The organism is Mariniphaga anaerophila, from assembly GCF_900129025.1.
GTDB classification, from domain to species: Bacteria; Bacteroidota; Bacteroidia; order Bacteroidales; family Prolixibacteraceae; genus Mariniphaga; species Mariniphaga anaerophila.
Genome location: NZ_FQUM01000012.1, coordinates 1 through 12,896 on the forward strand (window position 1 = coordinate 1; position 12,896 = coordinate 12,896).

A 12,896-nucleotide genomic window follows, 5' to 3' on the forward strand; every position below is an offset into this window, starting at 1 on the left:
GTTTTCCCGGCATAATTCCAGTCTACATCGCACAGGGCAACAATGTTTTCTGCACTCATGTTGCGCAGGTTGTTGCGCCCCATGCCGCCTACGCCCACTCCGGCAATGTTCAGCTTGTCGCTTGGCGATACGTGGCCGAAACGTTTGCCCAGCACGGTGCCGGGCACAATGGTCAGCCCGGCGCCTGCCAGGGCCGTGGCTTTTACAAATTTCCTTCGGTTAATATTGGTCATGGTAATTCTATTATTTAAGTTTTAATACTAATTTTCTTTGGAATAAATAAGTGCAGAATAGATGTTCACTTGGTATCCTTTAGGAACATCGGTTGCAACGAGTTTTACAGAATTAGGCCCGTCTTCTAACCGGTAGTTCCAATACACATTTGTTTTTCCGATTAGCGACTGGGTTGGCAGAGAAATCGTTTCGCCCAGTTTGTCATTGATGAATACATCCAGTTTTAAATTATGGTCTGGTAACGAACTGTCTGTTTTTACGGCGCCTCCACTTAAAACGATTCCGGCGCCTTCAAATTGAATTTCAATTTCTTTTTCCGAATTGTTAATTACTTTTCCTGACAGTGGCCACTCGAAAGAGAGCCTTTTTTCCGGATAAAGGTTTTCAAACGACTGCTCCATTTTTACCGGCGACACCGTTTGGTATGCTATTTCTACCGAGTCCTGGTGAAGTTGTCCACCATGATTTTCTATCATTTGTAAAGCATGCTTGTAACCCAGTTCATACGTGTCGATAAGAGAAAGCTCAGTGAAACTGAAATCTCTGTGTTCTACGCGGTCGAGCCCCTGCTTCCAATAGTCAGGAATGTTGCTGTAACCCAGCATGGTGCCTAAAATACCTGCTGCGTTGGAAGGGTTGCAATCAGAATCCTGTCCGGCACGTGTACTTATGTCGATTGTTTTTCCGTAGTCGCTTTCGCCATACAGGAGGCCGAGAACGATGTACGCTGCATTTAAACTGGCATCGATATTAAATGCGTTAAAAACACCGTCGGGACAGCCTTTTTCAAACGACCATTTTTTTTGTATTTCGAACCAGTTTTGTTTCCAGTCATTTGGGTACATTTTGTGCCATTTTATTACGTCAGCAATAATCTGGTAGAAACGACTTTCGTGAGGAATTGCTTTTAGTGCTTCGGTAACGATGAACTCCATATTATCGGAAATAAACGCCTGCGTGTACATTCCAGCTACAAAAACACCGCCGTACCAGCCGTCGCCATAATTCATAATATGGCCTATGCGGTCGCAAATTTCGGAAGACGCATTTATCATCCCCGGAGACATGAGGCCTGCAAAATCCGATTCGATTTGAAAATCGATATCATCGGCGTGCGGGTTGTTGAAATAGTGTCCTGATTGAGGCGGCATAATTCCGTTTAGAATATTGTATCTGGCAGCCTGGTTGGCGTGCCACAACGGATATCCGGCATTTGCAAAAGCCAGTGCATGCAATGTGTCGGGAGCATCGAGGCCGTGCTCTTCGAAAACCGATACAAAAGTGAGATCCATGTAAACATCGTCGTAAAGGCCGGGGAACTGGTCGTACCAGAATTCCAACTGGTTTTCGTCCCAGGGAATAGGCACTTCGTCGTTAATCATAGTGCCCAGCCATTTAAATTCAGTAGGTCCGCCGTAGGTGCATCCGATTACCTGGCCGGCCCAACCTCCTTTTATTTTGTCCTGCAAATCAGCTTTTGATATTTTTATTTTTTGATTTTGCGCTGGTGTGTCCGGTTTTGTTCCCGTGGTTCCGGAATTGCATCCGGAGACAGCGAAGAGAAGGGTTGCGATTCCGATGAACAGATTGATTTTCATTGTTATTTTTTTGATTTATTATGTTTTTCCTGATAAACTCAAATAAAACAGTCTATTTCCTGCCTTGTTGGCGCAGACGGTTGCGCACCTATTCTGGTAACAGAAATTGCCGCAGCCCGCTGGGCAAAATCGATGGCTTCTTTTATTTCTTTACCGTCGGCCAATGCCAGTACCAAAGTTCCGTTAAATATATCGCCGGCCGCAGTGGTATCTACTGCTTTTGCCGGATACCCGACCAGCATTCCCTGGTGTTTTTCATTTTTCAGATAAACTCCTTTTTCGCCCAGGGTAACCAGCACTGTTTTTGCTCCCATTTCACGAAGAGAACCGGCCATTTTCTGAATGTTATTTCCGGTAAGGTTTTCCTGAGCTGTTAAAATGCCTGCTTCAGATTCGTTGGGAGTGATTAGTGTCACTTTTTTTAACAAATCAACAGGAACCGGCATTGCCGGAGCAGGATTCAAAACGAAGGGAATGTTTTTGGCAGAGGCAATTTCTGCAACGGATAGAACTGTTTGTATCGGAATTTCCAGTTGCGCTAAAATAAGTTGTGCTTCTGAAAAAGCGTCTTCAAACTGTTCGATGTCTTCCGGCAGAAGCAGATTGTTTGCCCCGGGCGCAACTGCAATGCTGTTTTCGCCGTCGTTAGCAACAGCAATTAAGGCAATTCCGGAGTGTTCTCCCTTTACCACTTTTATGTATGAAGTGTTGATTCCTTCCTTCCTGTAATTTTCAATTGCCTGCCTTCCGAAAGCATCATCAGCAACGCAGGTAATAAAAGTTACGTCGGCTCCTGCCCGGGCTGCAGCCACAGCCTGGTTTGCTCCTTTTCCTCCGGGAATCATCATGAAATTTTTGCCAATGATTGTTTCCCCGGGAATAGGAATACGCGGTACTTTTATTACCATATCGGTATTTGAACTTCCAACTATTACAATTTTGGGTTTTTTCATTTTAATTAATATAACCGTGCAACAATAATAAGGGATAAACCAACCACAAAGAATGCGAACATGGCAGTCAGCAGTCCTTTTACATTTTTGGCCCCTTTAAATTCTTTCCAGATAAACACACCCCACAGCGCAGCCACCAGAGTAGCGCCCTGTCCCAGTCCGTAAGAAATAGCATAACCTGCCTGTTCTGCAGCAATAATGTTTAGCGTCATTCCCAAACTCCATATGGCACCACCTAAAATGCCAACCATATGTAATTTTGCATTTCCTTTTTTGATATAGTCTTTGTACGTAACTTTTTCTCCAACGAGAGGTTTGTACATAAAAATGGTGTTCCACAAAAAGTTGGAAACAAGCAAGCCTACAGCAAAAATAACGGAGGCTGTGTATGGTGTGAGTTTGTTTGCTTCAGGAGTTACAAAATCGGCGGTCATTGATGCTGCTACAAACCGGTAGAAGAATCCCATTAAAAAACCGGCAACAAGTGAAATAATAATTCCTTTGGTAGAATTACCCGAACTTGAAGAAGGTAACTTTCGGTAAGCCATTGCATCCAGAACAATTGCTACGGTTACCAATGCAACACCCGCGAACAATAAAACCGGATTTCCCAGTGGGGTTGCCATGTAGTTGGAAACAACTCCAATGACAAGCGCCAACCCGATTCCAACCGGAAACGCGACTGCCATACCGGCAATTGCAATTGCAGCTACCAGCAGAATGTTTGCTATGTTAAATACTGTGCCACCTAAAAATGCCAGACCAATTGATCGGAAGTCTGCCTGAGCTAAGTCTTCCAGAAAACTGCGCCCTTCTGTTCCGATGCTTCCGGCGGTAAACGCAAGTATCAAAGCCAGAAGTAAAACGCCAATGGCGTAATCCCAATAGAACAATTGAAAAGACCAACTCTTTTCTGCCATTTTTTGGGTGTTCCCCCAAGAGCCCCAGCATAACATGGTTATGAAGGCCAGGAAAACGGCTAATCCGTAAGAATGAATAACTAACATGGTTTTTTATTTTACATATTATTTTTAATAAATAGAATTTTCTACTTCGATAAATTCAGATGAAGACATTTTTCCGTCAGCAGAATAGGCACAAACTTTATAAATGTTTTTTCCGTCGGAACTTGTTTCGGTATCATTAAAAAATGTTTTACAATTACCCTGAGCATTGTATTGCAGGTCAGCAATCAGCTCGTCGTTTTTGAAAACATAAAAGCCTGCAAGCGACAGTTTCGATTCCGGTTCGTCCCAACTAATGGTAACTGCACCGTTAGATTTATTAGCTATTACCGCTCTGACCGGAGACGGTTCCTGACTGTCGGGGAAAGTTCCTTCGTGTACATAGTGCATGTATGTTTTATGGAATTCATCGGTTTTTAAAAAAGGGCTGTAATAATGACTGTATGCAAAAGTTATTATGTTACTAACATAAGGCGAAACAGCTTCCATTTGTTTTACAAAACGGTCGAGTGGGGCAGCGGTCCAAAATTGCTGATCAAATGTTTCTGCATCAGACCAAAACTCTAGGCCGGGCACCAGTTTTACGGCGTCTGCCATTGTGCTGAACCATTCATCAACCATTTCAAGTTCCAGCCCTCCAGCACCTACGCAATCCTGAGGTGCAAAAATGTCTCCTTTGCGAAAATTAACCCGGGGCAATACATATTTCCACATTTCGGCGTTTTCGGGGGAGTTGCCAACGCGGTAATTCACAAAAGGACAGAGCATAAATGGCATTTCGGGGGTAATTTCGTTCAGGTGATTTATATTTATGTTTAATGCATTTATCAATACATCCTGTCTTTCGGTGGTCTTTACATTTAAGTTGTCTACTTCCCAAACCCAGTACCAACCGTACATGGTATTTGGGTATTTGTTTTTGTACTTTTTAACCAACTCTGTTGCCACCTGGTTTCCTGTCTCCATTTGTGCGAACAGCCACTCGGGAGAAAACGAAGCGGTCCACCAGTTTTCGTGGAAATTTAAACCGAGAAATACTTTGAACCCTGCTTCTTTTGCATTTCTCAAACAATTTTCAACTAGATCTGAATTATGCTTTTTAACGGTTCCGGGAATTTCGCTGTTGTATATTGTTCTGGGAATATTGTCGGTGTTTGAATATAATGTAGGTGCGAGTACCAGGTATTCCATTCCTACTTCTTTTAGCATTGCTAATTCTTGTTGCCATCGTTGGTCGTCCCAGCGGGCAATTAAGTTGTCTTGAATGAAGGTGCCTGTTGCCACCGGGTGGCTTTTTTGTGGAGGCGTATTTTCTGCGCTGTTGCACCCGAAACTGATGATTATCAAAAATATCAGATATGCGAAAGCAAAAGGAATTCGTGGATGTTTTTTATGAGCCATGTCGAAGTTTGATGCAATAGTTATTGAAGATAGAAAGAAAAAAGAGAAATACCTGCCCCGTGGTATAAAACTCGTCACGAGGCAGGGTGTTGCTTTTTTTTGAAGTTAATCTTTCAACGAAATTCTGAAGTTATCCCAGCCCATTTTAACCGGCTCTCCGGCGGGAGAATCGATGCGAATGTTAAACGATCCGATGTAATCTTTGTTTCCTGTAAAATCTACTGGAATAAGTCTTTCCAGAGGAATCCGTATCGTTTGCCATTGTCCCATTTTTTGCACCACAAGGTCGGATGCAGTAATTTGCATTGGCGTGTGATTCCAGTAATTATAAAGATAAAAGTTGGTATTCATAATCGGCTGGATCATATTCAATTCAAATTTTATTTCGTATTTGTCGGGATGATCTTTCATGTCATTGGAATAGTTGAACCCGGTTCCAATCATATATGCCCATCCGCTGCCTCCCGAACCTACATTCAGTAGCGAGTATTTCCCTGATACCGGTTTTGGGTCGTCCCATAAACCTACGTATTGTGCTCCGTCGGCTCCGGTATATGGCACGTCATCGAAGTTGGTTACCAGGTTCTGTCTGTCGGCATAAAAACCGGGACATTCGGCTGTTGCGTCAAATTTTTGATTTATCAGCTGCAGCTTAATGTTTTGATCAACGTTTTCAGGAACTTTTACCGTAATAAAGTTTGTTCCCACGTTAATAACCGGGTTTTCTGTTCCGTTAAACGAAATTACCGTATTGGACGGGTCTACTTCGTACAACTGGAAGAAGTCGCCGTAAATCCGTAACGTGTCACCGGGAGGCGTGTATTCGTTAAACATTCCGGTCAGTTTTATTTCCGGGATGTCTACCGAAAAATCAAATTCAAACTCGCCGCCTTCTGTAACCACTTTTACTTTGTTGTTTATTTCGGTTGGCATAACAACTGGAATTTGCAAATAAAGGATGTTGTTTTCGTAGTAAACGTCCTTCATGTCTACGGGTACATCGTTAAAGTAGATTGATTTTGCCGTTTCAATGTTACTCCCCTGAATTGCAATCCAGTCACCCATTTCGCCTGTGGATATGGAAGTGTCCGGCTGTTTTAGCGGAGTTATTTTTAAGAATTTTGGCGATTCGTAAACTGGATCGTCTTTCTCGCACGAAACAAGAGGCAATAATATGGCTGCAAAAACCAGAAGCTTGAAATATTTTTTTATTGTATTCATTTTCTTATGTTTTAAGTTCATTTACCACCCCGGATTATTTGTTTCAATTAACGGGTTTGTATTGATTTCGTTAGCAGGTAACGGAAGTAAAAGATGCCTGTCCTGCCTTCTTTTTACAACATCTTTTTCATCTACATCAATGGCATTCATTGTTTGAAGATAAATGCCCCAGCGCAACAAGTCAAATCTTCTTAACCCTTCTCCGGCAAACTCTTTAGCTCTTTCTTCAAGAATGTATGAACGGAAAGATTCCTGGGTCCAGGGGCGGGTTTGCCCAATGTCGGTCACTTTTGTGCTGTTGTTCCGTATGTTCAGTTTTTCTACTTCGAGCAACGCGTCGGGCGTGGGGCCGCCATTTACTTCGTTGGCTGCCTCGGCATAAAGCAGAATTACTTCGGCGTAGCGCATAAACGGGAAATTGAAGTCGGTTCTGCTTCCGTCTAATGGCACAGATACCTGCCTGAACTTGGTGAGTTTCGAACCGTAGAGGTGTGCGTCGTATCGCAATATGTCCGACGGAGAGTAGCCGTCTGTTCCCAATCTTACTTTTACGCTGTCTTTGGCCGGGTAGTAGGAGTAAATCAGGTTACCTTCATTATCAACATCAATTGGCACCCGGTGAATAACTCCCCATCTTGCGCGCCCGTCATTTTCGTCGAAAAGCTGGTACCAATGGTCGCGTTGAACATAATAGCCTGACGAAAGGGTTCCGTTTTCGGTGTAATACCCGGCGTAGTCTGTGGCAACAAAGTTGCTGGTTTCGGTGCTCCCGGGTATGGTTTGCAAGGTGAAAATAAATTCGCCTCTGTTTTTGCTTGCCACTGCCCATAATTCCTGCTGCGATGGGTACAGGTAAAAGTCGTTGGACTGGATAACTTCTTTTGCCTTGTCCATTGCCAGTTTGAAATACTCCTGCGAATTGAAACTTTCGTATCCGGCAACCTGACTTTTTTCGAAGGTCAGTTTTTGAGGAACAGGGATGAATATTTTAATTCCTTCTTCATCGTACCTGTGTCCCGGTCCGCCCATCACGGAAATTTGCCCTGATGGCATTGAGGCAGAAGCAATGGTTGCATACACTTTAGCCAGAAGCGCTTTTGCCGCTCCGCTCGAAACGTGCCCAATGGTGTATTGAGGATCTTGCGTTGAGAACATCGCTTCTTCTGCGTACTTTAATTCTTCGATAATGTGTTCGTAAACATCTTTAATAGGCGAGCGGGGTTTGTAAAGGTCGGCTCCTTCGGCAATCGAAACTTTATACAAACACAGGTCTCCGTAAAACTGAACCAGATTGAAATAGCTCCATGCTTTCAAAAAGGCCAGTTCTCCCATGGCGTTGGATTTTACTTTTTCATCGATATCCATTTGTTCAATTAACGATTTGTGGTAATTGGCTCGATGGATTGCAATGTAATAGTAGTTGTAAAAGTTGGTGTTGGAACTATTTTCGTAAAAGTTTCCGGCACCAATTGTTCCAAAAGCCCAGGTTGGCCCGCTTTGGTAGTCGCAATCAAAATTTACAATTGTATGGTAGTTGCCCCATTCAAAACCGTAGTTTAGCGGATTGTAAGCGCCTGCAACCAGCTGGTCGTAGTTTTTGTTGTCAACAAGATCTTCTCCGGCAATAAAAGTATAGGTGTTCTCTTCCAGTAAGTCGGAACACGCCGATACTATTACGCTTATGGCGATAAATAGTATGTATTTAATTTTTGTTTTCATTTTAATAAAGTTGAAATTTAGAACTCCATATTAAAGCCAAAAGAAATAGTTCTGGCACTTGGGTAAGATGCCATATCTACTCCGCGTCGGGAGACATCTCCTCCGAATGTATTTACATCGGGATCGTACCAGCTGTAGTTTGTAATGGTGAAAAGATTGTTGACGCTGGCATTCAGCTGTAGGGATTCAACCCCCTTTATCGGATTCCTGAATGTGTAACTCAGGTTTACATTTTTTAATCGAATATATGACCCGTCTTCCACGTACCTGTCCGATGCTTTCATGCTTCTTGTGTAGGTTCCGTCGGGGCGGGGAGCGGTTGCTCCCGATCTGTTCTCGTCGGTCCAACGGTTTTCATAAATAAACGTAGGCATGTTGCTGGTGCCCGACAAATCGAATTGTTTGATGTTTACATTTAAAATGTCATTCCCATAAGTTCCCTGCAGGAAGAAGCTCATAGAAAGATTTTTGTATGCGAAAGAATTGGTGAGGCCATAGAGTACTTTCGGATTTGTGTTTCCGATGATGACTTTGTCGCGGTCATCGATTGTGTTATCGCTGTTGTTGTCTTTGTATTTTACCTGGCCAATCATGCTTTTTATTCTAGCATCGGTCTCGTTCATGTACTGGGGATCTGCCCTTACTTCAGCTTCATTGTCATAAAAGCCGTCTTCCTGGTAGCCGTAAATCAACCCAATGGGCTCTCCGTTTCGGCGTAAAAACATACTTTCCAATCCCCATGCTACATCTGAAAACTGGTCGGCTTCAAGCCCTCCAATTTTATTTTCGTTGAAGGATGCATTGGCATCAATTTTCCAGCTAAATCTGTTTTGAGAAATTGCATAAATGCTTCCGGCAATTTCGAGCCCTTTGTTTTCAATGTTGCCATAGTTCGAAGCAAGTGTGGAGAACCCGGTGCTGGCTGGAATAAACCTGTTTTGAAGCAAATCAACTGTTTTTTTCTGATACAAGTCAACGTTGATGTTAACTCTGTTGTCCCAGAAAGTTACATCTAGCCCGAGGTTGGCCTGCGTGGTGGTTTCCCATTTCAGGTTGGGGTTTGCCGGCCCTCCCCATCGGGATTCTGCATAGCCACTCACCAGACTTCCGTCGTAAGGATAGTTCTGGGCAACCATTCTGGAGCGTGTAGCGTAAGCATTAACACCCTGGTTTCCTGTTTGTCCGTAACTCGTTCTTAGTTTTAAATCATCGAAGAATCCTAGATTTTTAATAAATCCTTCATCGGAAAGTCGCCATGCAAATGCAACTGACGAGAAGTTTGACCATCTGTTTGTTTTGGAAAATCGACTGGAGCCGTCCCGACGAAATGAAACAGTAAACAGGTACTTGTCTAAAAGTGAATAATTTATTCTTCCTAAGTACGACATCAAGGAACTCTCGCCCCTGTCGCTGGTGTTTGTGTTTTGATGAACCGCAGCACTCATGTCGTTCTCTTCTGTTAAATCATTTGGAAACCCAGAAGCACTCATTGTTTTTCCACCCCAGTTAACATTTTCGTAGGTCCATGCAACAACGGCATTTACCCGGTGAATTTCGTTGAACTCTTCATCGTATTTTAACATCGATTCCAGCGTGGTGCTTTCGTAGAAGTTATCGGCTTGTCTTCCATATCCATTTGTGGGGGCAAGCCCTTCGCCTACCCAGCGGTTGTAATATTCGTTTCGTTTATTTTTGTTGTTCCCGTATCCGAGGTTTTGCCGAAACCGCAAAAAGTCGGTGAATGTAATTTCGGCGTATGCCGAGTTAAAAATGTTAACCGCTTCCACCAGGTTTTTTGCAGTGCGTGTGTAAAGGTAAGGGTTGGCTAACCCCGAGGAAGTATCTTCTGTGTATCCCGAGTCTCGTGTTGGATCGAACACCGGACGGGTAGGATTAAAGGCGATGGCGGAGGGAATTACACCGTAAGTTTCGCTGTTTGTTCTGGCTAGTCGGTTGATTGATTTTGTTACGCTGAGGTTGTTCCCGACTTCAATCCATTTCGATACTTTTCTGGATATGTTTGAGCGGACAGTGTATCTTTTGTAGAAAGAGTTGACAATTACGCCTTCCTGATTTAGCATCCCGGCAGAAAACAGACTGTGACCTTTTTCGTTCCCTTCGGAAAAACTAAGGTTATATTCTTGTGTTATTGCTGTTTGGAAAATCTGGTCCTGCCAGTTTGTTCCTCCGTTCTGGTAACCATTTCTGAAATCCTGGGGGCCGGGAAGGTACGTGCTGTCTAATACTACATCTAATCCGGTAGTCGGATCTTTTATTGTTGAATAAGACCATCTTCCGTTTATGGGAAACGGCAGGTTGTCGTCTGTTACGTATTCTTTTCCGTCGTATGTATACCCGTTTATTACCTGTTCGTTGCGAAATTCAGCATAAGTAGCCGCATCCAAAACGTCAATGGGTTTAACAATGCTGGAAACACCAAAGTTGGTGCTGAAGTTAATTTTTGCTTTGGATACTCCCTGTCCTTTAGTTGTTATGATAACCACGCCATTTGCAGCTCTTGACCCGTAAATGGCTGTGGCCGAGGCATCTTTTAAAATCTCGATAGATGCAATATCGTTCGGATTAATCAGACTTAACGGATTGTTTCTCTGTTTGTCACCGTATGCTCCCGGAGCCGGTGCTTCGCCCGCTTCAAAAGGAACACCGTCAACCACATAAAGCGGTTCGTTGCTGGTGGTGAAGGAGTTTGCTCCACGAACCAGGATGTTAATGCCTGCACCCGGAGCTCCGTCTGCCTGTTGCACCTGAACACCGGCCAGACGTCCCTGCAGTGCCTGGTTAATCCCTTGAGGGTTGGACTGCATCAGGTCTTCACTTTTAATAGAAGATACAGAACCGGTAAGGTCTCTCTTTTTTACGGTACCGTAACCTACCACAATAACCTCGTCCATTCCAATGGCTTCTTCTTTTAATTCCACAGAAATGACTGATTTTCCGGAAACCGGTACTTCCTGAGTTCCCATTCCTACAAAAGAGAAAATTAAGGTTGCATTAGAAGCAACGTTCGTTAGAGAGTAGTTGCCCTCATCATTTGTAACTGTGCCAATGGACGTTCCTTTTACAGCAACTGTTACTCCGGGTAACGGAGCGCCTGATATGTCGGTTACTTTACCGGTAACCCGACTTCCTTGCTGTGCCTGCAGAGCCGGTGGCCCTGCCATGAAAAAAAATGCCGTGCAGAGAAATATCCACAGGCTTTTTTGAAAGATGTAACTGCTTGCTTTATCGAAGGAATTACATCTCATCTCGGTTTGACTTTCTTTCATAATTGGTTCGTTTAAAACATAAAATTGATAATTCTCCTACACAAAAATATGAAAACGAAATATTTTGTACAAACGTTTGCGCAAAAAATTTATTTCAATAAAAAAGTGGGAAGCAAGAAATTTGCTTTCTATCCTAGGCCAGTATTGTATTTGCTGTGTTATAGCATGATATAAAAAAATTACTATCCTTCTTTTTGTGATAAATAAACGGTTTGATTTATTATATTTGCACTAACGATTGCACAGACGCTATGACCACACAAAAAGTAAATATTACTGATATTGCACAAAAGACAGGGCTTTCTACCACAACAGTTTCCCGGGTATTGAGCGGAAAAGCAAAGCAATACCGCATTGGGAAGAAATCACAACAAAAGGTAGAAGAAGCTGCAAAGGAGATGCATTATGTGCCAAATCATTTTGCTGCCAATCTGCGTACCGGAAAGAGTAATACGGTTGCATTAATTCTGCCTTCGCTGAGTAATCCGTTTTTTGCAAGCATAGCCAGCGAAATAAATGCCGAAATCAGGAGGTTTGGGTACATTGCCATTATTAGTGATAGCGATGAGAATCCGGACATTGAAAAGATGGAGTTAGAGCAGTTGAGGGGGCGAAATATCGAAGGATTGGTAATTGCACCGTGTGGAGACCAGGCGGAGTATATAAAATCGTTAAATGATCGGGGAATGCCGGTAATTTGCTTCGACCGCTACTTCGAAGATTTGGATATTCCTTACGTTTCAACTGATAATTTTATGGGAGCGCAGATTGCCACGCAACACCTTATTGATAAAGGACATGAGTCAATCGCATGTATTCAGGGGGTTCGGTCGTCTACGCCAAACAGGCTGCGCGTAAAAGGTTTTGTTGAAACAATGGAAAACGCCGGATTAAAAAAGCACAGTGTGGTTGGTGACGATTTCACGGTTCAAAACGGATACCTGGAAACGAAGCTTCTACTCCGGCAAAGTAAGCGGCCAACCGCGATTTTAACGCTGAGCAATACCATTGCCCTGGGATGCATGAAAGCGATAAAAGAAGAAGGTATTCGTATCCCTGAAGATATTTCGCTGATTACGTTCGACGAGCATCCGTATCTCGATTATTTGTCAACCCCGCTTTCCTGCGTGGCACAGCCGGTAAGTGACATCAGTAAAATTGCCATTAAGTTTCTTTTTGCAAAAATAAATAATGCTGAATTTGAACCCAGTCAGGTGTTGCTTCGGCCTGAATTGAAAATTAAGGAGTCTGTCAGAAAACTAAACGATTGACGAACTTTTGTATCCCTTCAAACCAATCTTTATTAGTTTTTTGTTGCTTGTATCAAGCATAATAGTGCTGCTCTTTTTACTCGAATTGGGGAGTGGTGCCCAATTTCTTTTTTGATTTCTCTTTGCTTTATCGATTGTTGCTTTGGGTGATGTTGCATTTTACTGAACGGATGTGAAATGCAGGGTCTTATTAATGTGGCGGGTGATACTTAATGCTGTAGTTTTCTTGTTGCCAATTTGGGCAGAT

General features: G+C 43.1%; 9 protein-coding genes. 1 reads left to right on the top strand and 8 read right to left on the bottom strand.

The genetic code is table 11. From position 1 onward, the window contains the following. The 8 genes from BUB08_RS17750 to BUB08_RS17785 all read right to left on the bottom strand — a co-directional run. Positions 1-233: twin-arginine translocation signal domain-containing protein (locus BUB08_RS17750; RefSeq protein WP_139249786.1), on the bottom strand; the 233-nt coding region annotated here is incomplete at its 3' end. Between the two features lie 27 nt (positions 234-260). Next, positions 261-1,832, bottom strand: a complete 1,572-nt coding sequence (locus BUB08_RS17755) for an ADP-ribosylglycohydrolase family protein (protein WP_073003267.1) — start codon at positions 1,830-1,832, stop codon at positions 261-263. A gap of 38 nt (positions 1,833-1,870) precedes the next feature. Continuing rightward, positions 1,871-2,785 carry a ribokinase gene (rbsK, locus tag BUB08_RS17760; protein ID WP_073003268.1) on the bottom strand — a complete coding sequence of 305 codons (915 nt, stop codon included), beginning with the start codon at positions 2,783-2,785 and terminating at the stop codon, positions 1,871-1,873. Between the two features lie 5 nt (positions 2,786-2,790). Next, the gene (locus BUB08_RS17765) at positions 2,791-3,792 is read right to left on the bottom strand and encodes a GRP family sugar transporter (RefSeq protein WP_073003269.1); all 1,002 of its coding nucleotides are present in this window, start codon (positions 3,790-3,792) and stop codon (positions 2,791-2,793) included. 24 nt (positions 3,793-3,816) lie between these two features. Continuing rightward, a complete protein-coding gene (locus BUB08_RS17770) occupies positions 3,817-5,151 on the bottom strand; it encodes a DUF4434 domain-containing protein (protein ID WP_073003270.1) in 1,335 nt (444 codons plus the stop codon). Between the two features lie 105 nt (positions 5,152-5,256). Continuing rightward, a complete protein-coding gene (locus BUB08_RS17775; protein WP_139249787.1) occupies positions 5,257-6,372 on the bottom strand; it encodes a glycan-binding surface protein in 1,116 nt (371 codons plus the stop codon). Between the two features lie 21 nt (positions 6,373-6,393). Beyond that, positions 6,394-8,091 (bottom strand): RagB/SusD family nutrient uptake outer membrane protein, encoded by a 1,698-nt coding sequence (locus tag BUB08_RS17780; RefSeq protein ID WP_073003272.1) that lies wholly within the window; start codon positions 8,089-8,091, stop codon positions 6,394-6,396. Positions 8,092-8,108: 17 nt separating this feature from the next. After that, the gene (locus tag BUB08_RS17785) at positions 8,109-11,378 is read right to left on the bottom strand and encodes a SusC/RagA family TonB-linked outer membrane protein (protein ID WP_245820221.1); all 3,270 of its coding nucleotides are present in this window, start codon (positions 11,376-11,378) and stop codon (positions 8,109-8,111) included. Between the two features lie 251 nt (positions 11,379-11,629). Between BUB08_RS17785 and BUB08_RS17790 the strand changes: the two genes are divergently transcribed. Further along, complete coding sequence (locus BUB08_RS17790; RefSeq protein ID WP_073003273.1) at positions 11,630-12,649, top strand: LacI family DNA-binding transcriptional regulator; 1,020 nt, start codon at positions 11,630-11,632, stop codon at positions 12,647-12,649. The last annotated feature ends 247 nt before the right edge of the window (positions 12,650-12,896 follow it).

Excerpts from the sequence above, each read along its gene's own strand:
- BUB08_RS17755 (WP_073003267.1), bottom strand. The coding sequence starts at position 1,832 with ATGAAAATCAATCTGTTCATCGGAATCGCAACCCTTCTCTTCGCTGTC.
- rbsK (WP_073003268.1), bottom strand. The coding sequence starts at position 2,785 with ATGAAAAAACCCAAAATTGTAATAGTTGGAAGTTCAAATACCGATATG.
- BUB08_RS17765 (WP_073003269.1), bottom strand. The coding sequence starts at position 3,792 with ATGTTAGTTATTCATTCTTACGGATTAGCCGTTTTCCTGGCCTTCATA.
- BUB08_RS17770 (WP_073003270.1), bottom strand. The coding sequence starts at position 5,151 with ATGGCTCATAAAAAACATCCACGAATTCCTTTTGCTTTCGCATATCTG.
- BUB08_RS17775 (WP_139249787.1), bottom strand. The coding sequence starts at position 6,372 with ATGAATACAATAAAAAAATATTTCAAGCTTCTGGTTTTTGCAGCCATA.
- BUB08_RS17780 (WP_073003272.1), bottom strand. The coding sequence starts at position 8,091 with ATGAAAACAAAAATTAAATACATACTATTTATCGCCATAAGCGTAATA.
- BUB08_RS17785 (WP_245820221.1), bottom strand. The coding sequence starts at position 11,378 with ATGAAAGAAAGTCAAACCGAGATGAGATGTAATTCCTTCGATAAAGCA.
- BUB08_RS17790 (WP_073003273.1), top strand. The coding sequence starts at position 11,630 with ATGACCACACAAAAAGTAAATATTACTGATATTGCACAAAAGACAGGG.